Source organism: Methanospirillum hungatei JF-1, from assembly GCF_000013445.1.
Classification (GTDB): domain Archaea; phylum Halobacteriota; class Methanomicrobia; order Methanomicrobiales; family Methanospirillaceae; genus Methanospirillum; species Methanospirillum hungatei.
Genome location: NC_007796.1, coordinates 2042912 through 2063954 on the forward strand (window position 1 = coordinate 2042912; position 21043 = coordinate 2063954).

Sequence of the window (21043 nt, forward strand, 5' to 3'; positions counted from 1 at the left end):
ATAAAAAAATAAAAATGATTACCAGGCCTCTGAAAAGGCACTGTTGGTGTATATGTCTTCTAGGCGGGCTTTGTGTCCGCGCTCCATCTTTGCCAGCTCTTCAAACGTCTTCTTCTGATCTGCATCCGTACTTGCAGCGGCAAACTGCTCGTACATCTGCATTGCTTCTTCTTCCCGCTTGATTGCAACCTGAAGACCTTCAAGGGGTTTTAAGTCCATTGATGGTTTTGGCTTTTCGATGGTGTCTGAAATATGGTAATCCTTAACCTCATCAAATTTGAGCTCTTTTTTGGCTCCACTTAAATATTCCTGGAGAGTTTTCCGGTGATATGTCTCCTCCTGAGCAAGTTCTTTGAACGTTCCCTTCAAAGCCGGATCTTTAACTTTTTCTGAAAGTGATATGTAAAAAGCATACGCATCAACTTCCTTATCGATCGCTGCAAGTAAAATCTTCTTATATTCTTCCAGTTTCATAAATCACCCTCCTGAGGGTAAGTAATAATTCTGGTGAATTGGTTAAAAAAGATATTGATCAGAAGAGTTCTGCCAGTTTAAACTGGAATGGCCCAAGCTTTCCTTCATAGTTACCGGCACTGATGAACGAAACACCCGGAACCTTGACTGCAGCCTTGATACCTGCTGCCATTGCCTTTTTGACTGATGCCTCATCCACACCATTGATGACGATCTCATAGATGGATTTGACACCATCAGGGACTTTGGTATCCGGAACCTTCTCACGGATGGTCGGGCAATACTGCTCATTGGTCGTTGCCGGAATTGGGAACTTGTAGTTCTTTGATCCGACTTTGGATCCTGACGCAACAATACCGCCTGCGAAGCTGGTGATGGTCCCTTTTACTTCAAAAATTGCATCTGCAGCTGCCTTTGCTCCCATAAGGGCAGTCATCTGGTTGTCTGCCATGACAAAGAAGTTCCCGCCTGCGACACCCTTGACCATGCCAAAGACTTCTTCTCCAACATAGTCTCCTTCCATAATCGGGATCTTCCAGCACTGCCGTCCGCCAATCTCCACCTTGGATTCGAACTTGTCTCCAAAGAAGTGAATTTTGATATCGAACTTCTCTTCTGCATCAGGCATGCCATTAAAGACAGAGGTTGTTGCTGCGGTCAAGACGCACTCGGCAATACGCTCCATGACCTGTTCCGGAACTTTCTTCTTTGAGGCACAGATCAGAATGGATACACCCGGACGTCCGTCAGGGGTCTCATCTGCACTGACATATCCTTCAATACCTGCCTCACAGGGACAACCAATTGCAGAGGTTGCAAACCCGGTAGCCTCCATCGCAGCGGTCATTGCCCATTCGCGGGTTACTCCGGTTATTATTACCCGTGATACCCATATTGGAAATCCTTCAGCAAATGTGTTATCAATTGGTACACCGTTCAGTTCCATTACGGTTCCTCACAAAGAGGTCATCTGTCAGACCAATAATGGTTGTGAATTCGATCTGATACCAGGTGACCTTCGGACAGGTATCCTGCATCTATTCTGCAGGCACGAAGCACATCACATCCCCGTATCGGCTGCGACGGATCTGCCGTTGTTACAAGGGTTGACAAGGCCAGCACGGAATCAGGAAGCTTCATCCCAAACAGATCGGTTGACCGGACTTCATGGGAATGAGTCTGCACCGTCTTCCTGACCGTCCCCCTGTTTATGACTATCCCCATCCGGTTCATAAGAGCTGCCGCATGGGAAAAGGTGTGGTCCTCCGAGAGAGAGAGGCAGAGATCCACAATCGGTGATCCAAACCTGCTTTTTTCATAAAAGGGCGCTTTGGCATAGCAGAGCTGACCACAGTCCCGACAATGAAAGCGCTTGACATACACATAGATGTGCATCTCCCCTTCAGGAGCATACACCGTCGAAAATCGCCGTTGTTTCATATCATGGCTGATCACCATGCCCATGCAGTTCGGACAGGGAAGGGGGTCGGTAAACTGGACCCCCGAAACTCCTGTTACCGCCTGATAGACCAGGTCAGCAATAATCGGGGAGATAAACGGTTGGCGACGCATCTACAGGATAGTATAATCAACCTGTCCGGTTTTTAAGCATGACGCATTGCATCCGGTGTTCCAAACCTGGTGAGGAGTCGCCAGAGGAGTATTGTCAGCGTACATGAGTATAGGACCTGCAGAAAGATGGTCCATGGAATTTCCATGCTGAAAAAGATGATTAATGCGTAAACTGGAGTCATAATAGAGACAATATCCTTTTTTTCAAACAGAAGCGCAAGAGCAGCCAACACGCATGAACCAAGAACGCAACCCCAGATAAAGCTCCCTTCATTTTCAATTATACCCATGGAATGCAGGAGAAATGAAAAACCAATTCCTGCCCATGGAATGACAAGTGACAGGACGCATAAAACCTTTTGGAGCACGGTCAGGTTCCGGATAGGAAAAATATCGGCGATATTCATCATCCTTATCCTGTGACGGACTGGATGATGAATTGTCCGGATTATGATCGCAGAGGCCATCCGTCAATCACCGATGAGGGTGTCACATCTGGTACGATAGATATAAAATTCCTTTTGCTTGGACATTTTTTAGAAAATTGAACAGTTCAGTTCGGGATTATTTTCAAAAGTGTTTAATACTATCACAAAATACTTAATGTTTAAGCCTGCAAGGCGTGTTGTGTGGCCTTGAATCAGGCAGACTCTGTGAAGGTGTAACTAACTATGGTATTTCATCCACCCGTACAAATAATCGCCAAGGGAGCGGGCGCTGGAAAGTATAAAGCAGGCCTGGAATGGTGGAACATGATCATCCGTGGATTCATGTCCGGGGCATATATCGCAATGGGAGGTGCCCTCGCCACCGTCTGTTCTACTGCAGTCGCAGATAACCTGGGAGCTGGGTTTGGTCAGCTCATTCTGGGAGCGGTGTTCCCTGTTGGGCTTATTATCACCGTCCTTACCGGTGCAGAGCTCTTTACCGGTGACGCAATGCTTGCACCTCTCGCAGCATTCGTCCACAAGATCAGCTGGGCAAAAGTCCTGAACCTCTGGATCTGGGTATATATCGGAAATCTTATCGGTTCGATCTTTTATGCATACATCATGGCAAACGGACCGTTTGTCTCCTGGAATGCCGCAGGACTTGCAACCGTGAACGCCTTTGGATTACGGGCAGTAAATATCGGTATTGCAAAGGTCAGTTATGTTGGAATGGCAGGCATCTGGGCTGCATTCCTGAAGGGTATCGGATGTAACTGGCTTGTTAACCTCGCTATCCTGCTCGGTATCTGTGCAGATGATGCAGTTGGTAAATTCTTTGGAATCTGGTTCCCGATCATGGCTTTCGTCTCAACCGGATTTGAACACTGTGTTGCCAACATGTATTTCATCCCAGCCGGTATCATGACGGCAGGGTACCTGAACGCAGAACAGGTCGCAACCATTACTGCAGAGAAACTTGCGACACTGAACTGGGTTACGATGTGGACAAACAACATTATCGTTGTCACCATTGGAAACATCGTCGGCGGTCTGATCTTTGTTGGTGTTCTCTACTGGATCGCCTTCAAGAAAGAGATCGAAGCACTTGAGTAATTACACACCCTTCTTTTTTTATGCAGTTTCTTCCAAGAAAGATACGACCGTCAATCCTGCACGTCCTTGTCTTCGCATTTTTTCTGATCCTGATTTCGATCTATGTATTCTCCACTGGAGATACCAGTATGCTCATCTGGGGAATTCCGACTTTAATTTGTCTTCTTCTTATTCCCATGGGTCTGACCTACCTCTCACAAAGTCAGTATTCGGACCTCATACCAATGTATGAGGCATCTGCGAAGGACGTAAAGATCCGTGAGATCAACGAATCCATGGTATCCAAACCCATCAAAATCGAGGGACTTGTAGAAGAAGTCAGATTCAGATCATTAAACCGGCCGCATTTCATCATCGGTGACCGGACCGGTGTTACCACGGTAAAGATGTTTACCAGCCCCCGGAATGACATCAATAAAGGAGACATTGTTGAGGTGTACGGACAGGTCATCAGAAGATACATCTTCTATGGTGATCCGATCGTCAATGGTGTGGACATCCGGGTGACCGGATCCCGTGAGAAGAGTTCATCATCCTCTGCTGATAAAAGCAGAAAGAAAAAGTGAACCTTTCAGTGCGCCCTGTTTTTTCCATTCTCTGAACCATTTTTCTTCATCGTTGACAAACACAGGTAATTAGCAGGACTTGTTTTACCGATCAGGTCCGGTTTTCCCGGCACCAGAACTTCTTGTGGAAGTGTCCCACTTCTAATCACCAAAAATGAGAATTTTTTCACAAGACTTAATAGTCCCAATCCAGAACCTTTTGTTACCGAGGAATCGTAATGGATCTCAAGTATGTCCAGACTACATGCCCGTACTGCGGTACCGGGTGTTCTTTAAACCTCGTGGTAAAGGACGGAAAGGTTGTAGGTACTGCTCCCTACCACCGCTCTCCGGTGAATGAAGGAAAGCTCTGCCCGAAAGGGACCTATGCGCATGAATTCATCAACTCCCCGGACCGACTAACAAAACCACTGATTAAGAAGGATGGAAAGTTTGTAGAAGCAACCTGGGATGAGGCACTCAAACTCATTGCAGAGAAGTTCAAATCCTACAAACCTGATGAATGTGCCTGTCTTGCATCAGCACGTGTCTCCAACGAAGACAACTACGCCATGATGAAGTTTGCCCGTGGTGTCCTCAAGACCAAGCACATTGATCACTGTGCCCGTCTCTGCCATGCATCTACGGTAGCCGGTCTTGCAAACATCTTTGGATCTGGTGCAATGACCAACTCCATCGGTGATATCGCCGATTCAAAGTGCGTCTTCATCATCGGTTCAAACACCTTTGAATGCCACCCGCTTATCGGACGCCGTGTCATGCAGGCAAAGGCAAAAGGTGCCAAATTCATCTATGCCGACCCGCGTCTGACCGCAACCGGAAAGCAGGCAGACCTGTACCTGCAGTTCAGATCCGGTACCGATGTTGCGCTCTTCAATGGAATGATGCAGGAAATCATCAAAAACGGATGGGAAGCAAAGGACTTCATTGAAAAACGCTGCAACGGCTTTGATGAACTCAAGAAAGAGGTCATGAAGGACGAGTACAGCCTTGAGAATGTATCATCTATCACCGGTGTTCCGGTAGATCAGATTAAGACTGCAGCAGAATGGGTTGCAAAATCCGGAGCAACTGCAATCCTCTACTCCATGGGTATCACCCAGCACACCACCGGAGTTGACAACGTTAAGTCTGTAGGTAACCTGCAGATGCTGACCGGAAACCTCGGCCGGCCGGGAACTGGTGTGAACGCCCTTCGTGGACAGAACAATGTGCAGGGTGCCTGTGACATGGGATGTCTGCCGGTTGTCTACACCGCATACCAGAAGGTCATTGATGAGGCAGCCCAGAAGAAGTTCGCAGATGCATGGAAATTCCCTGATGGCATTGCAAAAGGTGAGAACGGGTACGAAGTCACCACTCTTATGAACGTTCTGACCGAAAAGCCAGGTGAGATCAAGTGTCTCTACATCATGGGTGAGAACCCGATGATATCAGACCCTGACCTGACCCACGTCGAGCATGCACTCAAGACCCTTGATTTCCTGGTTGTCCAGGATATCTTCCTGAACGAGACTGCTGAGTTCGCAGATGTCGTTCTTCCGGCAGCCTGTTATGCAGAGAAGGACGGAACCCAGACCTCCACCGAACGCCGTGTCCAGATGTGGAGAAAGGCACAGGACCCGCCAGGAGAGGCAAAAGGTGACTGGGAGATCATCGCATCCATCGCAGCAGCAATGGGATATGGAGCCCAGTTCCCATGGAAGACCTCAGAAGAAGTCTTCAACGAGATGGCATCACTCACCCCGTCCTACGCAGGAATGACTTACGAGCGTCTGAATCGGCCTGAAGCACTCCACTGGCCCTGCCCGACCAAGGAACACCCCGGAACACCGATTCTCCATAGCGAGAAGTTTGGTATGCCCGACGGCAAGGGTCTCATGACCGCAATTCCGTTCAAGTGGCCGGTAGAAGTTCCGGACGAAGAGTACCCGTATGTTCTGACCACCGGACGTTCCATCTGGCAGTGGCACACCGGAACCATGACCCGCAGGTCTGTTGACCTTGAGCGTGAAGAGCCAACCGGATGGATTGAGATCAACACCGGTGACGCACAGAAACTTGGCATCAAGGACAAGGAACTGGTCAAGGCAAAGACCCGCCGTGGTGAGATCACCATCACTGCACGTGTCACCGACAATATCAAGCCAGGTGTCATGTTCATTCCATTCCACTACGTCGAATGTGCCGCAAACATGCTGACCATCAATGCGCTTGACCCAATCGCAAAGATTCCGGAGTCCAAGGCTTGTGCGGTTCGCGTTGAGAAGATACAGGAGGCCTGAACATGGCAGCAAAAGGCGATATGAGCTATGTCTGGGCAAAAGACAAAGAGATCCTCGAGAAGGGAGAATGCGGTGGAGCAGTCACTGCACTTCTCAAATATGCACTGGAAAGTAAATTTGTAGACGCGGTCCTCGCCGTCAGAAAAGGCCAGGATATCTATGATGCAGTTCCGGCATTCATCACCGATCCGGCAGAAGTAGCATCCACCGCAGGATCCCTGCACTGTGGAACCCTCCTGCTTCCAAAGATCTTAAAGAACTACGCCGACGGTGCAAAGGGCATGAAGATCGCCGTAACCTGCAAGGGTTGTGACATCATGGCCTTTTACGAACTTGCAAAGAGAAACCAGGTGAACCTTGACAATATCGTCATGATTGGTGTCAACTGTGGTGGATCGGTAAGCCCGGTTGGTGCACGGAAGATGATCGCTGAGAAGTTCGGCGTTGATCCTGACACCGTTCACAAGGAAGAGATCGACAAGGGTCAGTTCATCATCGAGTACGAAGGCGGACACAAGGGCATCAAGATTGATGAACTTGAAGAAGAAGGGTTCGGACGCCGGTCCAACTGCCGCCGCTGTAAGATGAAAATCCCCCGCCAGGCAGATCTTGCATGCGGTAACTGGGGAGTCATCGGTGACAAGGCAGGAAAGGCAACCTTTATCGAAGTCTGTTCAGAGAAGGGTGCAAAGCTCCTCTCCGATGCACAGGCAAAGGGTGTTGTCGAAGTTGCTGCAGCTGATCCAAAGGGTATCGAGATCCGTGGCAAGGTTGAGAAGGCCATGCTCAAACTCGGTGACGAGTGGCGTGAGAAAGACTTTGCATCACTTGGCAAAGGCAAAGACCGCTTAAAACTCCTGATGGAGGAGACATCAAAGTGTATCAAGTGTTACGCCTGTGTCGAGAACTGTCCAATCTGTTACTGTGTTGAGTGTTCAACCAAGAAGCCCTGGTACATCACCCCGGGACAGCTCCCGCCAGGCTTTATGTTCCATCTGATCAGGTTTGCACACATCTCTGACTCCTGTATCAACTGTGGTCAGTGTGAGGAACTCTGTTCGATGGATATCCGGAATGCACTCTTCATGCACTCCCAGCAGGTTGAGATTGAGAAGCAGTTCAAGCACACGCCGGGTATTGACATGACTCCGCCAATCCACGCATTTGTTGAGGAGAAGGCAGAGCGGGCACGGCTTGATGCAACCGGAACCGATTCCATCTATATCAACATATTCAAGGATGAGTAATCATCCCCACATTTTTCGCAAAACCAGCCTTTTTTCCCTACCGGGGTAACACCCGGACAGGGAACACCTTAAGATGTTCACAGACATCCTGTACGTATGAATGAGTACCTGCGCAAGACATCCCATCTGTTATTCGGACTCCTTGTTGCCGGTGTAATCCTTATATTCCCGACATATCATGCCGCCATGATCATCGGATTTTCCCTGTACATCGGTCTTATCCTCATTGACCTGTGCATGAAAGGATATACCATCCCGCTTATCAGCACACTCATTCACCATATGGAGCGTGAAGGAGAGTTTCCAGGGAAGGGTGCATTCTTCTTTGTATTCAGCGCCCTCGTAACCCTGATGTTCTTCCCACCGGTTGTCGCTGCTGTATCGGTTGCAGTCCTTGCCGTGCTGGATGGATTTTCAACAATCTTTGGCATCCGATTTGGAACGCACCGGATATGGAAGAAAAAGACCCTTGAAGGGTTCCTCGGAGGTGTCATTATCACGACGGCTCTGCTCCTGCTTATATCACCCCCGATGTATGCCGTGCTCATCTCACTTGTTGCCGGATTTGTCGAACTCGTAAGTCCGGTCGATGACAACCTCATCATTCCGTGGGTTGTTGCGATGCTGATTACCCTACTCTGAAAAAGAACACATTTCGGTATATTTTTCCGCGACATGCCAGAGCATGTTTAAAGAGGCGAGATAATATCGGGTATAGACACAGGTTTTTCGGAGCAAAACCATTATGCTTATATCCCCATGACACGCAGAATATGCGATGGAAATACCTTCTTTTTCAGACCTCCAGCTTTCACCTGGAATCATTAAAGCCATCCGTGATATCGGATATGAAGAACCAACCCCAATACAGCAAGAGGTTATCCCATTAATTCTCGCCGGCAATGATGTAGCAGGACAGGCATACACCGGAACCGGTAAGACTGCCGCGTTTGGTATCCCTGCAATCGAACTCTGTCAGCCTGCAAACCGGAACGTTCAGACTATTGTACTCTGTCCAAGCAGAGAACTGGCGGTGCAGGTAGGAACAGAACTCAATAAACTCGCAATGCATAAAAAAGGGATATCTATCCTGCCGGTATATGGAGGCCAGCCTATTGAACGACAGATTAAAGCCTTGTCGAGAGGTGTCCAGATAATCATTGGAACACCGGGGCGGGTTATTGATCATATCAAAAGAAAGACACTCCTTCTTGATGCGGTCTCCCTTGTTGTCCTTGATGAGGCAGACCAAATGTTGGACATGGGTTTTCGCGAAGATATCGAAGAGATTTTGTCCCATATACCAAAAGAACGACAGACCGTTATCCTCTCTGCAACCTTCCCTCCTGAAATCCTTGATATCTCCCGACGTTTCCAGAAAAACCCCATCGATGTCAAGATGGTGCACCAGGAACTGACGGTCCCGCAGATTGAACAATACTATATCGAAGTCAGAGAACCGGCAAAAGCAGATACGCTCATCAGAGTTCTTGAATTTTACCAACCCCAGCGGACCATCATCTTTTGTAATACCCAGATCGCCGTTGACGCCGTATCCAGCGCCCTCAAGGCAGAAGGGTTCCTCGCCGACGGACTGCATGGCGGTATGGCACAGGCCCAGCGTGACAAAGTCATGAATGCATTCAGAAAGGGGCAACTTGAGATTCTGATCGCTACCGATGTTGCTGCCCGTGGGATTGATGTTGAAGAGATAGACCTTGTCTGTAACTTTGACTTCCCCCAGGATGATGAGTACTATGTACACCGGATAGGGAGAACGGCACGGGCAGGACGTACCGGTCGTGCCATCAGCTTTGTCAGCCCCCGTGAGCGGTACAGACTTCGGGATGTCAGACGGAGTACCCGTGCAGAGCCTGAGCCACTCCCTATTCCGACCCTTCGTGAGATAGGCGGGAAGAAGGCAACGACTACCCTTGCCGATGCCGATGCCCTGATGAAGACCGGAGACCTCACATTCTGCCGGCCGATGATAGAAGAGAAACTTGCCGAAGGAGCCGACCCCGTGGCACTTGCAACCTCTCTTCTGATGATTGCAGCAGGCATTGCAACCGAAAAAGAGGATGATCTTGAGAAGTACCTGGGAGAACAGGCAGTCGTCAGACTTTCTGCAGGAAGGCAGGACGGCATTCTGGTCAGGGATATTCTGCAGATTGTAAGAAACAGTGGCAGAAACATCCAGAATGACATTGGAAATATCAGGATTGGTCAGACTGCCACCTATATTGATGTCCCCGAACAATCGGTGAAGGAAGTCATTGATGTCCTGAACGGTGCACAGATAGGGAGAATCAGACTTGTGGCAAAAAGAGGGAGAAAGCAATCTGAAATCCCGAAGAGACGCTTTAATAAATGAATTAAATTTTTTTGAATGTGAAAATAAAAAAATAAATTATCTTTTTTTCGCCACATTCATCAACGTCAGGAGTCCTTCCAGGATGGCTGCCGGTGTCGGAGGATTTCCCGGGATCTTCAGGTCAACCGGGATCACGGCATCCACCGGACCGACGACGGCATAGGTTCCAATATACATGCCGCCGGTACAGGCATCATCACCGACTGCAATGACAAATTTTGGTTCTGGAGTTGCTTCGTAGGTCTTTATCAGTGCCTCCTTCATCCCATGAGTCACCACACCGGTGACGGCAAGGATGTCCGCATGCCGGGGCGAGGCTACAAAGGTTATCCCAAACCGTTCGACATCATAGTGTGGAGCGGAGAGGTTTGCAAGTTCAATCTCTGCAGCATTATCACTGCCACAGTCAACCTCTCTGATCGCGATACTATGCCCGAACACCCGGTCAATCTCCGCTTTGAGCATCACTCCGGCTGATTCAAAAGCACTGTCCGGGGTGTATGCCTGGAGATCCTTTGGTTTTTTGAGTAAAAATGAGAGAATATTCATATTCATCCTCACAGATCGGTCCCTGCATACGAGAGGTTCATACTCTTATTTATAACCGGGAAATCAGGGACGATATTTCCCAGAACGGCATGCTCGAGTGCCATCCAGTTACAGAACGACGCGGTGGACAGGGCAAACCGGTCAATAGAGCCATCACATATCCTGACATAACAGAGATTTCGTCCTCGGGGGGATTCAACGGCTGCAAGGGCATCTCCATCACAGACCTCATACTCTGCCTGAACCGGCCCTTTTGGTATCTGCCTGACGAGTTCGGTGATGTACGCAAGGGATGCCAGGACCTCATCACCCTTCAGGGCAAACCGTCCCAGGACATCACCGGTCATCCGGGTGAGCGGAGGAATGGGATGAGTTTCGTACAGGCCATAGGGATGATCTGACCTGACATCAAGTGCCCGGCCGCTCGCCCGTGCCACCGGCCCGGATAGTGCCAGAGGATCGATGAGTGGCTCCCGCACCACCCCGGTTGTGGAGAACCGGTCAATAACAGACGGGACAGAGAGGACCCAGGACAGGATGCCCTCAAGATCGACCCTGACCTTCATGAGCGTATCCGTCACCTCAACCAGCAGATCATCGGGGATGTCATGGCTGATACCGCCGATACCGATAATCCCTTTCAGGAACCGTGAACCGGTCAGGCGTTCACAAACCCGCTGCACCGTCTCGCGGAGAATGAGAAGCCGGCTTGCTGCCGTGGAAAACGCAACATCGGTGACCATACCGGCCAGATCTGAGAGCAGTGACCAGGATCGTTCAAGCTCGAGGAAATACGCCCGGAGCCAGACTGCACGGGGCGGGACCTGTACTGATAAGATCTGTTCAACTGCCATCGCATAGCAGCAGGCATTGGCAACCGACTCATCTCCGCTCACTGACTCTGCAATCCTCACCCCTTTTTCAGGACTGCACCCCTCAGCACGTTTCTCAATACCCCGGTGCAGGTATCCAAGACGAATCTCAAGGTTTAAAATGTCCTCCCCTATCACCGAGAACCGGAAATGCCCTGGCTCGATGATCCCTGCATGGACCGGTCCGACCGGAACCTGATACACCCCTGTCCCTTCCATGGTCCTGAATTCATAGGGAGTCGTATGGTCCGACGCCGTGAAGGGGGTGATGGGGGCATTCTTGATACTCTTTTTTAATGGATAAAACCCGTCAGGATATGCTTCATGAAGGAAGAGTCTGCGGGTATCAGGAGAGCCGGCAAACTGAAGACCAAATCCATCAGTGATCGCCCGTTCAAACCTGCTCGCAGCAGGATAGATCTCCACAAGTGACTCTGGCATTCGGGTATTGAGGACCAGGACAAGATATTTCCTCATCTCTGTGAGCTCAAAGACATACCTTAGCACAAAGGAACCATCTTTCGCTTCTCTTTCGCAGAATATCCAGACCAAACGGGACTCAAGAGCCAGAAGTGTCTCTGCAACCGCTCTGATACGCTCATCAGGCACTGCATAGGAGATGGTTGTCATATCTTCCCCTATCAGCCATTCGGCCGGGAGGGAGAGGGCTGAATAATGTGCATGTACACCGGTCATAGCTGCACCCCGAATCCCAGATCAGCAACCGCCGCAGCAAGGAAGGCTTCCTCCCCAGGTATCATCACGGTCCCAATCATGATTGAAAGGAGGAGAAGCAGAACAATGGGAACTTTCATGGAGAGAGGCGCCGTATAGGGCACCGGACCTTCCCCGGCCGGGAACCTGACCGCCATTACCGGGAGGTAAAACCGGAGCAGGGCGACTCCTGCACAGGCAAACAGGAGAAGGACTATTGCCGGAATCCATACTGAGATCGCTGCAGCTGCCAGAAGTATCCCCACCTTTGAGAGAAAGAGCGGGAAGAGAGGCATTCCGATAAGAGCTGCACACCCTGCCATCACGGTTACCGCCGCAAAGGGCTGAAGCAGCAGGAGGTCTCCGATCTCGTCCTCACCGGTCCGTGTCGGAACCTTATACTGGCGGTGGAGGATACCGGCGGAGAAGAACAGACCTGCTTTGATGCAGGAATGCGAGAGCATATGAAAGAGTGCCCAGAATAGTGCCACCGGGCTTCCGATACCAATGCCAAGCAAGATGAACCCCATATTCTCAATGGATGAGAAGGCGATAAGCGTCTTAAGCTTCTTCTGCCTGAGCATCGAGAGACAGGCGACCGAGATAGTAATCATGGCAAAGACGATCAGGAGAACTGATACCTGCCCGAACACCCCTGTCTCCTTCATGATCCCGGTCATCCGGAGGATTCCATACATCCCGATATTGAGTATTGCACCGGACAGAACCGCACTTACCGCTGAAGGAGCCTTGGCATGAGCCAGAGGAAGCCAGGTATGAAATGGCACAATGCCTGATTTTGCTGCAAACCCGATAAAGAAGAAGACAAAGGCGATAAAGACCATGCCGCTGTCCAGACCGGCTGCTTCATCCACAATCTCTGTCCACAGAAGACTTCCGACACCGGTCTTATTCCTGACCGCCTCAAAGAGGAAGATGATCCCGATGAATGAGAAGAGCATCGAGGTTGAACAGATGAAGATGTACTTCAGCGATGCATCAATCGTTGCCTTGAGTGCAAGGATTGCAATAAGCACCGCAGAGAGAACGGTCGTCAGTTCTGCACAGATCCAGAACAGGGCAATATTGGGGGTGAAGATTGCCATGGTTGTAGCGGCAAGCAGGAATGAGAATCCGAAATAAAATATCCGAAGACTTCTCTTCTCCAGATCCCCTGACCTGACCAGCCCGTCAATATATCCAACAGCATACAGAGCTGCTGCAGCAAAGATGATGCTGGTTGTGAGCATCACAAAAAGGCTCATGTGATCGATGAGGAAGAACGGGGAATCGTCCCAGATCCCAGGAGATACGATAAAATACAGCGTTATTATGAGGGAAATAACCGGATGGATAACGCCAAGAAGGCTGAGTGACCGGTGTGTCCGGAGCAGCAGCTGCAAAAGAAGAATCACCATTGCAACCACCGGGTACAGGACTGCTATCATGCTATCCCTCCCTCTTCAGACAGCAGATGAAACTCCTCCAACCGGCTTTTATACTCCTCAATGGATGAGTCTATGCCGACGGTCATGATGGATGTCAGGAGCACCAGGATGATGAGATCGATGACGATGACAAACTCGATGAAGAACGGCAGTTCAGTGACGAATAATCCAAAGGCAAGAACCCCATTCTCCATCGACAGATAGCCGATGACCTTGGATATCGCCATCCTCCGAATACACACCGCTAAAAGTCCCATTAGGACGAGGGATACCCCGATGACCGAGCCTAAGAAGAACAAGCTGCTTGCCGCATACAGTGACTCCAGTATCTGTGCAAAACAGACATAGACGAGCAGAATAATGAGGATGCTGAGCATAAGGGCACCAGGAGGCCGAAGATAGGAGAATTTCAGATCCTGCTGAATATGTATCCGCTCCTGAATGAGCCTGATACATGCCGGAATCCCCCATACCTTGGATACCACTGTGAGGGCAGCGACCAGGAGGAGGATGGTATGTTCTTCAAGTACGACAAGGCCAAGCGCAATCAGAACCAGCAGAAAAGACTGGAACTGATATGTCCTGACCAGATTTTTAAGACTTCTTGATGAGAGGAGAAATCCCCCGGACACCAGGACCAGTATCAGACATATCCTGATCCACACCGGTGCCACTTCTGTAAGTATCACAGCATCACCTCGATGAATATCGTAAGAATTGAAAAGAAAAATGCAATCATAAAGAGATTCGGTATCTGGAAGAACCGCATCTTAGCATATGCAGATTCAAAAAGCCCGATGATGACACAGAGCACTGTCCCTTTCAGGAGGAACAAAACTCCCCCGAGTATCAGGACTCCGGCTGACATCTCAAGAGCAATCCCTGCCGGGAGTATGATATTGAGGAGAATTGCCATAAGAAGGGTCTGTTTTACCGCATGTGAGAGTTCAAAGAGGGCAAGATTTCGGCCTGATGTGTCAAGCAGCATCCCCTCATGAACCATGGTAAGCTCCAGATGAGTCTCCGGGTTGTCCACCGGAACCCGCCCTGTTTCAACAATTATCAGGATAAAGAGCGGTACAGAGAGGAGAAGAACCGTCGGATTGTATGCAGGGAACATCGTTGTGGCCGTTCTGAATATGTCGTGAATTGAAAAACTGCCCGTTACGTATACCAGGGCTGCAAAGACGACCACGGTCACCGGTTCGATGATGGCAGACAGGCTCATCTCCCGTGAACTGCCCATTCCACCAAAAGTGCTTGCTGCATCCAGACCAAGCAGGGCTATGAGCAGCCGGCCAGTGACGAGAAGATAGAGGAATACGATGATATTGGCAGTGACCAGCTCCTGTTCAGGTATCCAGAAGATAGGGACCATGACGGCTGCAACCAGAAGTATTGACAGAGCAGCATACGGAGCAATCCGGGAGATAAACCCTGCATACTCTGAATACAGCGTCTCTTTTCTGAAGAGCTTTGCAAGATTATAGTACCCTTGCAGAAGATGCGGGCCTTGTCTGCCCTGCACCCGTGCCTTTACCTTTTTTATGACCATCATGAAAAATGGCGATATCACAAGGACAAAAGCCACATTCAGGAAAGCAAAGATGAATGATTCTCCAATCATGCCGACCACCCGAGGATGAGAATCAGTATAAGAACGGTGCAGAAGACATAGAGGACATACCGGTCAATATCCCCATTCTGAAGAGATGAGACGAGGGATGCATACCGGTCGATTCTCCGTGCTGCCGGAAGGTACAGATATTCCTCAAAAAATTTCATGAGATGGATACTACCGGTTCCTGATCTGAACAGACACTGGTGCTGGTCCAGAAATTCATGGGTTGTGCATATCCGGGTCCGGTACACCGGGCCAAAAAACCTGACCACCGGCTCGGTAAATCCTGAACCGGTATACTCCATCCTGCTCGAAGAGCCCATCATCCCACAGTCCCATGTCCGGGTTATCCGGGTTTTTCGTGAGGCATACGACCAGACCGCTCCATACACCAGGATACTGGTCCCGAGGAGGAGCAGAAAAAGTCCCAGAAGGTCAGGAAGCAGGCCGGGATGCCCCAGAAGAGAGAAGACCTGACCGGAGAAGATACCAAGACCGGCACTCATGAGAGCCAGAACAGCCGGTCCTGCATACATCGGCCAGGGGACTTCCCGTGCTTTATCTGCTCCCTCCGACCTGGGGAGTGCAAGAAAGGTCAGCCCGAATGCCTTTACAAAGGTTGTAACGGTCAGTGCCCCGGTCAGGCTGAAGAGGGAGAGCACAACCACCATGACGATCTGCAAAAGCGGGGAGAGTTCTGACAGACCACCGATAAGGGACATAATTATCAGAAACTCACCGATAAACCCGCTAAAGGGTGGGATTGATGCAATGGACAGGACACCGATGAAAAAAAGTCCGCCGGTCCAGGGCATCCTGACAAGGATCCCCCCCATCTCATCAATATTCCTGGTACCGGCAGCCTGGCAGACCGACCCTGCGGTCAGGAATAACAGCCCCTTGAACAGCCCATGACTGATGGCATGAAACACAGCCCCTGCGATCGCCATCAAAGCAAGGGTCTGGGATCCGAATACCGTGAAAAGAACCCACAGACCGATCCCGATCAGTATGATACCCGTATTGTCAATGGATGAGTAGGCGAGCAGACCCTTGAGATCCTGTTCCTTCAGGGCATACATCACCCCAAGCACAGCCGTCAGACACCCGAATGCCAGGATAAGAAACCCCCATGCCGCGTCGGGAGCATAGAATCCGGTAACCACCCGGATCAGGGCATATAGAGCTGTGCTTATCATCATCCCGGACATCAGGGCCGATACCGGCGATGGTGCAGCGGGATGGGCATGGGGAAGCCATTTATGAAACGGAATGACCCCTGATTTGATAGCAATACCAAAAAACAGGCAGAGGAACGAGAGGGATATGAGAGGATCGGATCCGGACAGATGAACCGGATACTCCCATGACCCGGTCCCAAGGCGAATCAGTAGAATTCCCAGAAAAACAAAGACTGTTGAGATCTGAGTCATTGCCAGATAAAAGAGGGCAGCATACCGTGTTTTCTCCTCCTCGAACTCCGTCAGGACCAAAAAGAAGGAGAGGATAGCCATGAGTTCCCAGAATACAAGGAATGCAATGACAGTCTCTGCCATGATGACGAGCAGCATACTCAACAAAAACAAGGGGATGAGCCCTGACACCACATAAGTTCGCCGGTTTCCATGCATCCGGTCAAGATATCCGGGTGTATAGAGGGCAACCGCAAGACTCAGCAACCCAAGCAGGATACAAAACAGAGCAGACAGGCGATCGATACCGATGCGTATCGGAAATGTCACCCATGCACCCTGAAAGAGAATGGTCTTTGCAGATGATACAAGAAGAAAGGGAAGTGAGAAGAGCGTCAGCAGAATACCACCACCGCCCATGATTATCGAAGAAACAGACCATATTCGTTTTTTTCGAATGCACAGAGGAATTACCCCTGAAAGAGCATAGAGGAGTATGATGAAAAGAAATATTTCAGACATAAAACCACGTCGGGGGTTCGTTCTATAGAGCAGATTTAAGAATAAATTCAGGGACGATGCGTGTGATCGAACCGGAATTACAGATTAGAAGGAAATAGACGATAAAGGTTTCCTGCCTATCAGGACATCAGAGAGCCAACCTAAAGAAAGTATATATGCAGATGAATTCAATTGTTAAGGGCATGAAAAAATTAATTATCTCCGGTCCACGCACATGCCGGAAATTTACCACGGTTTCTAATGAAATCGCGAAATATATCAAAGAAATCAATGGTGTTGATGAGATTATCACCGGCGGTTCTACTGGTGTCGACCTCATCGCAAAGGAGTTTGCAGAACAGAATAAAATCGCGTACAAAGAGTTTTCACCGAATTGGCAGGACGATTTGAATGCTGCAGGTCTGGTCAGAGACGCGCGAATGGCAGAGTACGGGACTCATCTCCTGGTTCTCTCCAACGGAGCCTCAAAAGAGTCCAGAAACCTGATTGCAGAAGCAAAAAAGAATAACCTCACCATTAAGACCATCGGATACGTAGAAGAGATGCTCATCGAGATGAAACAGCCGGCCATGACTCCGACCGGAACCATCTAACCTTTTTCAATACCAGATATCAATATACAAAAAAGTTCGGGTATAAACCCGTAATACATTTCTGTCTATTCTACCTTCAAAGGTCGGCCAGGATCGACAACCTCAAGCTGTGCGGTTGACATCCGGTAATAGAGTCCGACCACCCTGAGCTTTCCTGCATCTTCGGCGTCCTTGACCACGCTGTAGGTGCGGAGATGTGCAAGCTGGAGTTTCACATTCTCAATCTCTAGTTCTGACTGCCATTTCCTGGCCTCTTCAGGATCGGTTGGTTTTTCTCCCTTCTTTTCAACGGTATCCAGAGCCGTATGAGCATGTCTGAGCCATCCTGGGATCAGAACATCATCACCGCTCTTCTTACTGGCAAGTGCTTTCATGGCACCACACTCTTCATGACCGCACACAACCAGCGTGTTTATCTTCAGATGGCGAATCCCGTACTCCAGAAATGTCCCGACATTCCAGTCTCCGGGGGGGACGATATTCCCAATGTTCCGGTGGACAAAGATCTCTCCTGGCTTTGCATGACAAGTGATCTCTGGTGCGACTCTAGAGTCACAGCACCCGATCATCATGACATGCGGGTTCTGCCCCTTGAGAAGGGCTTTGTAATACTCAATATTCTCTGCGTATTCATTCTCTACGAAGGTCTGATTCCCTTCCATTAACTTTTCAATTCCCATGTTATCTCCCAGGGTCCTTATCACATAAGGATTACAGATCGTGAACTGAAGAGCCAATATACATTACGATTTAATCCGGAGACCGGGTGATAAACCGAAAGATTGAAAAAGGTTATTACCTGATTAAACCACATGGAGGAAGCAACCCTGCAGGCAGTGAAACGGGCAATGCCCGGTCACGGAAGAGCCCGCATTCATGAAAAACTCCTTTCATTCCTCGGTGTCGAGGATCAGTCAGAGGTGGAAGTGAGCACAGATGCAGGGGCAACCCTTACTCTGACCATCTTTGCAGATGCCATGGTAGACGAGGGAACGATACGAATCAGCGGAGAGGATCTGAAAAAGCTCAATATTCCGGATGGCGGGAAGGTCCATGTAACCAGGAAGATTCCGCTTGAGGAGAGAATTCGGACTGCCGCTGAATCCGCTGCCGGGCAGATACGGGGAGGAGCACAGGAGATCGGATCAAAACTCTCTGAAACTGCAGACAAATTACAGAAGGGAGCAGCAGATACCGCAGGACAGATCAGCACAAAAGCAAAGGAAATAACTGAAAAGGTGAAAGAGGACACAAAACCCATCGGAGAAAAAGTCAGCAAAGCAGCAAAGAGTTCGGCAGAAGCCATCAGGGACAAGATACCCATCGGAAAACTCAGCCCGGAGATTGAGAAGGGATTATCTGCCATAAGTCAGGAGGAGGCAAAGGCGATCAGAAGTGCCCTGACCGGCATAGAGGGCGTCAGCGCGGCAGTCCCGGTACGGTTTGCAGCAGGCCGATCCCTTGGCAACCTCACAATACCGCCGGAAATTACACTCGTAACCGTCCAGCGGAAAGATAAGGTCCTGGGACTTGACAGAGACATCATCCTAAAAGAGAATGATATCGTATATTTCTCCGGACCTTCTGACGCCGTCGGATTTGTTACCAGAATGCTGGAGGGATAAGCTTGGAGATCTCCTTTTCCCAGGATGGTCTTATAGGAATTGCAGTCCTTCTTGTCATCGTTATCATGATATACCTGATCATCAGGGAGATCAGACTGATGCGGACCAATACCAGGAAACTGGAGCTGGAACTGGAACGCGATAAGCTCCAGATATTAAAACAGGATACCGCAGCTTCAGTCCAGCCGGCCTTACGACTGACAACAGATCAGATATCAGCACTCAAAGAGATTGAAGAATCGAACATCGCCCTTGAAACCGAGATCTTCATGAAACAGAAGACTATCGAGGGCAGACTCAAGCGTCTTGAAAATTATGTCAAGCGTGAAAAACTTGACCTGATGCTGGACCGGATTGATTCAGAGGAAAAAAAGATTTAGGTGAGAGGAATGTTTGAAACATCTGGGAGCACACGAAAATTCTTTGATAACCTGAGCAGTTTTGAAACACGAGCCACATCTCAGGTCCCTACCTTTGACCGGACACTGGACTCCTACTTTGATCGGAATTTTGAAGCCATTGTTGAAGAATGGGGGCTTATCACCGAGGCAGACCTGCATGAATATGCACGGCGGCTTGAATTTCTCAGCTATGAGGTCGGACGACTCTATGCCATGAAAGATTTATTCAAAAGCCGGGCAGATTCCATTGAAAAGGCCATAGAGGAACTGGAGGCGAAGAAATGAGCATGGATAAGTACCTGAACGCCTATCTCGACCGGCGGATGAAACTCATCATTGAGGACTGGCAGCTTGCAACTACCGCTGATATCAGGGAACTATCACAACGGTTCAGACAGGTCAAACAAGAGGCAGAGAGTCTGAAATCGTTTGAACGTGAATCAAAGGATCGGATGGATCGGATGGAAGAGCGGATACGGACCCTCAGGAGCCGGATGAAATGACACTCATTGAGATACTCCTGATCATCCTCATCGTTCTCATCATCCTCTTCCTGCTGTTCTGGTTCTTCCAGGGAACCACCGGAAGAATATCTCTTCGCAGACCGGTTGAAAGCAGGGTGGATGAGTACCTGGACCGGCGGTTTGCCCAGCTTGTTGAAGACTATGGTGTTATCCGCAGACCTAAACTGAACCGGTTCAAGGAAGAACGGGGATCTGCTCTTGAGAATGATGCACAAAAGATCGCCGAGCTGAAACAGTTTGAAAGTGAGTTCTCACAAAACCTCTCTCTGCTTGAGGCACGACTTGATGCACTGGAAAGATCATTTGATTCGAAGAAGTAAGGACACTCAATCATCAGGGGGCATGTTTCAGGCTCTTAAAAACCAGGTACCCCGGGTACGAAAAGAAAATGAACCCCCGACCCGGGATCCCGAATCCTTTTCACGGTATGTCTGTGATCTCTGTCACAGCTCCGGCTCTCTGTCAGGACTTCGTCAGTGTGTTATCTGTGGCAGATGGGGATGCAGTTCCTGTTGGCAGGATGAGTATTACCTCTGTAAATCATGTGGCGGGATCATGAACCTGCTCCTCCTTGAGCTGCCGGTCCGCGATACTCCGGATGAACCAGATATCAAAACCGAAAAGCGGGATGAACTGACCGAAGACACCCCCTGATCTTTTCTTGCATAGAACTGGATAGTTCAATAGTTCCCTGACCAGA

At 49.5% G+C, this 21043-nt stretch carries 24 protein-coding genes; 13 read left to right on the forward strand and 11 right to left on the reverse strand.

Going from position 1 to position 21043, the window contains the following annotated elements:
* Window positions 1–18: 18 nt before the first annotated feature.
* Genes MHUN_RS09430 through MHUN_RS09445 form a run of 4 tightly spaced genes read right to left on the reverse strand, consistent with a single transcriptional unit; the run spans window position 19 to window position 2513 of the window.
* On the reverse strand, window positions 19–474 hold the full coding sequence (locus MHUN_RS09430; protein WP_011448791.1) for a ferritin-like domain-containing protein: 456 nt from the start codon (window positions 472–474) through the stop codon (window positions 19–21).
* 58 nt (window positions 475–532) lie between these two features.
* Entirely contained in the window at window positions 533–1420 is an 888-nt protein-coding gene (gene fhcD / locus MHUN_RS09435) for a formylmethanofuran--tetrahydromethanopterin N-formyltransferase (RefSeq protein WP_011448792.1), read from the reverse strand.
* A gap of 20 nt (window positions 1421–1440) precedes the next feature.
* Window positions 1441–2046, reverse strand: coding sequence for a hypothetical protein (locus MHUN_RS09440; protein ID WP_011448793.1), 606 nt, complete (start codon window positions 2044–2046; stop codon window positions 1441–1443).
* A 32-nt stretch (window positions 2047–2078) separates the two neighbouring features.
* A complete protein-coding gene (locus tag MHUN_RS09445; protein ID WP_011448794.1) occupies window positions 2079–2513 on the reverse strand; it encodes a hypothetical protein in 435 nt (144 codons plus the stop codon).
* A gap of 204 nt (window positions 2514–2717) precedes the next feature.
* Here MHUN_RS09445 and MHUN_RS09450 point away from each other — a divergent pair, with 204 nt between their 5' ends.
* The 6 genes from MHUN_RS09450 (at window position 2718) to MHUN_RS09475 (ending at window position 10062) form a co-directional block, all read left to right on the forward strand.
* Window positions 2718–3590: a formate/nitrite transporter family protein gene (locus MHUN_RS09450; RefSeq protein WP_011448795.1), complete on the forward strand. Its 873-nt coding sequence runs from the start codon at window positions 2718–2720 to the stop codon at window positions 3588–3590.
* 20 nt (window positions 3591–3610) lie between these two features.
* Window positions 3611–4156 carry a nucleotide-binding protein gene (locus MHUN_RS09455; RefSeq protein WP_011448796.1) on the forward strand — a complete coding sequence of 182 codons (546 nt, stop codon included), beginning with the start codon at window positions 3611–3613 and terminating at the stop codon, window positions 4154–4156.
* 218 nt (window positions 4157–4374) lie between these two features.
* Window positions 4375–6441, forward strand: a complete 2067-nt coding sequence (gene fdhF, locus MHUN_RS09460; RefSeq protein WP_011448797.1) for a formate dehydrogenase subunit alpha — start codon at window positions 4375–4377, stop codon at window positions 6439–6441.
* A 2-nt stretch (window positions 6442–6443) separates the two neighbouring features.
* Window positions 6444–7688, forward strand: a complete 1245-nt coding sequence (locus tag MHUN_RS09465; RefSeq protein ID WP_011448798.1) for a Coenzyme F420 hydrogenase/dehydrogenase, beta subunit C-terminal domain — start codon at window positions 6444–6446, stop codon at window positions 7686–7688.
* Window positions 7689–7784: 96 nt separating this feature from the next.
* Complete coding sequence (locus tag MHUN_RS17585; RefSeq protein WP_011448799.1) at window positions 7785–8330, forward strand: diacylglycerol/polyprenol kinase family protein; 546 nt, start codon at window positions 7785–7787, stop codon at window positions 8328–8330.
* Between the two features lie 136 nt (window positions 8331–8466).
* Window positions 8467–10062: a DEAD/DEAH box helicase gene (locus MHUN_RS09475; RefSeq protein ID WP_011448800.1), complete on the forward strand. Its 1596-nt coding sequence runs from the start codon at window positions 8467–8469 to the stop codon at window positions 10060–10062.
* A 36-nt stretch (window positions 10063–10098) separates the two neighbouring features.
* Here the strand turns inward: MHUN_RS09475 and MHUN_RS09480 are convergent, their stop codons facing one another.
* Genes MHUN_RS09480 through MHUN_RS09505 form a run of 6 tightly spaced genes read right to left on the reverse strand, consistent with a single transcriptional unit; the run spans window position 10099 to window position 17200 of the window.
* Window positions 10099–10611, reverse strand: coding sequence for an NADH-quinone oxidoreductase subunit B family protein (locus MHUN_RS09480; RefSeq protein ID WP_011448801.1), 513 nt, complete (start codon window positions 10609–10611; stop codon window positions 10099–10101).
* 8 nt (window positions 10612–10619) lie between these two features.
* Window positions 10620–12179: an NADH-quinone oxidoreductase subunit C gene (locus tag MHUN_RS09485; protein ID WP_011448802.1), complete on the reverse strand. Its 1560-nt coding sequence runs from the start codon at window positions 12177–12179 to the stop codon at window positions 10620–10622.
* Window positions 12176–13645 carry a proton-conducting transporter membrane subunit gene (locus MHUN_RS09490; protein ID WP_011448803.1) on the reverse strand — a complete coding sequence of 490 codons (1470 nt, stop codon included), beginning with the start codon at window positions 13643–13645 and terminating at the stop codon, window positions 12176–12178. Before MHUN_RS09490 ends, MHUN_RS09485 begins: the two co-directional genes overlap by 4 nt.
* A complete protein-coding gene (locus MHUN_RS09495) occupies window positions 13642–14334 on the reverse strand; it encodes a hypothetical protein (protein ID WP_011448804.1) in 693 nt (230 codons plus the stop codon). The genes MHUN_RS09490 and MHUN_RS09495 overlap by 4 nt, the downstream gene beginning before the upstream one ends.
* Window positions 14331–15272, reverse strand: a complete 942-nt coding sequence (locus tag MHUN_RS09500; protein ID WP_011448805.1) for a respiratory chain complex I subunit 1 family protein — start codon at window positions 15270–15272, stop codon at window positions 14331–14333. Before MHUN_RS09500 ends, MHUN_RS09495 begins: the two co-directional genes overlap by 4 nt.
* Window positions 15269–17200: a proton-conducting transporter membrane subunit gene (locus tag MHUN_RS09505; RefSeq protein ID WP_011448806.1), complete on the reverse strand. Its 1932-nt coding sequence runs from the start codon at window positions 17198–17200 to the stop codon at window positions 15269–15271. The genes MHUN_RS09500 and MHUN_RS09505 overlap by 4 nt, the downstream gene beginning before the upstream one ends.
* Window positions 17201–17382: 182 nt before the next feature.
* Between MHUN_RS09505 and MHUN_RS09510 the strand changes: the two genes are divergently transcribed.
* Window positions 17383–17793, forward strand: a complete 411-nt coding sequence (locus MHUN_RS09510; RefSeq protein ID WP_143709447.1) for an SLOG family protein — start codon at window positions 17383–17385, stop codon at window positions 17791–17793.
* A gap of 65 nt (window positions 17794–17858) precedes the next feature.
* Here the strand turns inward: MHUN_RS09510 and MHUN_RS09515 are convergent, their stop codons facing one another.
* Window positions 17859–18473, reverse strand: a complete 615-nt coding sequence (locus MHUN_RS09515; protein WP_011448808.1) for a carbonic anhydrase — start codon at window positions 18471–18473, stop codon at window positions 17859–17861.
* A 132-nt stretch (window positions 18474–18605) separates the two neighbouring features.
* On the opposite strand from MHUN_RS09515, the gene MHUN_RS09520 reads away from it, so the two are divergent.
* From MHUN_RS09520 to MHUN_RS09545, 6 genes are read left to right on the forward strand one after another with little or no spacing between them, the layout of a single operon-like run.
* Window positions 18606–19418, forward strand: coding sequence for a TrkA-C (locus MHUN_RS09520; protein WP_011448809.1), 813 nt, complete (start codon window positions 18606–18608; stop codon window positions 19416–19418).
* A 2-nt stretch (window positions 19419–19420) separates the two neighbouring features.
* Window positions 19421–19798, forward strand: coding sequence for a hypothetical protein (locus MHUN_RS09525; RefSeq protein ID WP_011448810.1), 378 nt, complete (start codon window positions 19421–19423; stop codon window positions 19796–19798).
* 9 nt (window positions 19799–19807) lie between these two features.
* Window positions 19808–20104 (forward strand): hypothetical protein, encoded by a 297-nt coding sequence (locus tag MHUN_RS09530; protein ID WP_011448811.1) that lies wholly within the window; start codon window positions 19808–19810, stop codon window positions 20102–20104.
* The gene (locus MHUN_RS09535; protein WP_011448812.1) at window positions 20101–20322 is read left to right on the forward strand and encodes a hypothetical protein; all 222 of its coding nucleotides are present in this window, start codon (window positions 20101–20103) and stop codon (window positions 20320–20322) included. The genes MHUN_RS09530 and MHUN_RS09535 overlap by 4 nt, the downstream gene beginning before the upstream one ends.
* Window positions 20319–20663: a hypothetical protein gene (locus tag MHUN_RS09540; RefSeq protein ID WP_011448813.1), complete on the forward strand. Its 345-nt coding sequence runs from the start codon at window positions 20319–20321 to the stop codon at window positions 20661–20663. The genes MHUN_RS09535 and MHUN_RS09540 overlap by 4 nt, the downstream gene beginning before the upstream one ends.
* 22 nt (window positions 20664–20685) lie before the next feature.
* Window positions 20686–20997 (forward strand): hypothetical protein, encoded by a 312-nt coding sequence (locus MHUN_RS09545; protein ID WP_011448814.1) that lies wholly within the window; start codon window positions 20686–20688, stop codon window positions 20995–20997.
* Window positions 20998–21043: the final 46 nt, after the last annotated feature.

Bases quoted from the DNA above. Each gene is read 5' to 3' on its own strand.
- MHUN_RS09430 (WP_011448791.1), bottom strand. From the start codon at position 474: ATGAAACTGGAAGAATATAAGAAGATTTTACTTGCAGCGATCGATAAG.
- fhcD (WP_011448792.1), bottom strand. From the start codon at position 1,420: ATGGAACTGAACGGTGTACCAATTGATAACACATTTGCTGAAGGATTT.
- MHUN_RS09440 (WP_011448793.1), bottom strand. From the start codon at position 2,046: ATGCGTCGCCAACCGTTTATCTCCCCGATTATTGCTGACCTGGTCTAT.
- MHUN_RS09445 (WP_011448794.1), bottom strand. From the start codon at position 2,513: ATGGCCTCTGCGATCATAATCCGGACAATTCATCATCCAGTCCGTCAC.
- MHUN_RS09450 (WP_011448795.1), top strand. From the start codon at position 2,718: ATGGTATTTCATCCACCCGTACAAATAATCGCCAAGGGAGCGGGCGCT.
- MHUN_RS09455 (WP_011448796.1), top strand. From the start codon at position 3,611: ATGCAGTTTCTTCCAAGAAAGATACGACCGTCAATCCTGCACGTCCTT.
- fdhF (WP_011448797.1), top strand. From the start codon at position 4,375: ATGGATCTCAAGTATGTCCAGACTACATGCCCGTACTGCGGTACCGGG.
- MHUN_RS09465 (WP_011448798.1), top strand. From the start codon at position 6,444: ATGGCAGCAAAAGGCGATATGAGCTATGTCTGGGCAAAAGACAAAGAG.
- MHUN_RS17585 (WP_011448799.1), top strand. From the start codon at position 7,785: ATGAATGAGTACCTGCGCAAGACATCCCATCTGTTATTCGGACTCCTT.
- MHUN_RS09475 (WP_011448800.1), top strand. From the start codon at position 8,467: ATGGAAATACCTTCTTTTTCAGACCTCCAGCTTTCACCTGGAATCATT.
- MHUN_RS09480 (WP_011448801.1), bottom strand. From the start codon at position 10,611: ATGAATATTCTCTCATTTTTACTCAAAAAACCAAAGGATCTCCAGGCA.
- MHUN_RS09485 (WP_011448802.1), bottom strand. From the start codon at position 12,179: ATGACCGGTGTACATGCACATTATTCAGCCCTCTCCCTCCCGGCCGAA.
- MHUN_RS09490 (WP_011448803.1), bottom strand. From the start codon at position 13,645: ATGATAGCAGTCCTGTACCCGGTGGTTGCAATGGTGATTCTTCTTTTG.
- MHUN_RS09500 (WP_011448805.1), bottom strand. From the start codon at position 15,272: ATGATTGGAGAATCATTCATCTTTGCTTTCCTGAATGTGGCTTTTGTC.
- MHUN_RS09505 (WP_011448806.1), bottom strand. From the start codon at position 17,200: ATGTCTGAAATATTTCTTTTCATCATACTCCTCTATGCTCTTTCAGGG.
- MHUN_RS09510 (WP_143709447.1), top strand. From the start codon at position 17,383: ATGAAAAAATTAATTATCTCCGGTCCACGCACATGCCGGAAATTTACC.
- MHUN_RS09515 (WP_011448808.1), bottom strand. From the start codon at position 18,473: ATGGGAATTGAAAAGTTAATGGAAGGGAATCAGACCTTCGTAGAGAAT.
- MHUN_RS09520 (WP_011448809.1), top strand. From the start codon at position 18,606: ATGGAGGAAGCAACCCTGCAGGCAGTGAAACGGGCAATGCCCGGTCAC.
- MHUN_RS09530 (WP_011448811.1), top strand. From the start codon at position 19,808: ATGTTTGAAACATCTGGGAGCACACGAAAATTCTTTGATAACCTGAGC.
- MHUN_RS09535 (WP_011448812.1), top strand. From the start codon at position 20,101: ATGAGCATGGATAAGTACCTGAACGCCTATCTCGACCGGCGGATGAAA.
- MHUN_RS09540 (WP_011448813.1), top strand. From the start codon at position 20,319: ATGACACTCATTGAGATACTCCTGATCATCCTCATCGTTCTCATCATC.
- MHUN_RS09545 (WP_011448814.1), top strand. From the start codon at position 20,686: ATGTTTCAGGCTCTTAAAAACCAGGTACCCCGGGTACGAAAAGAAAAT.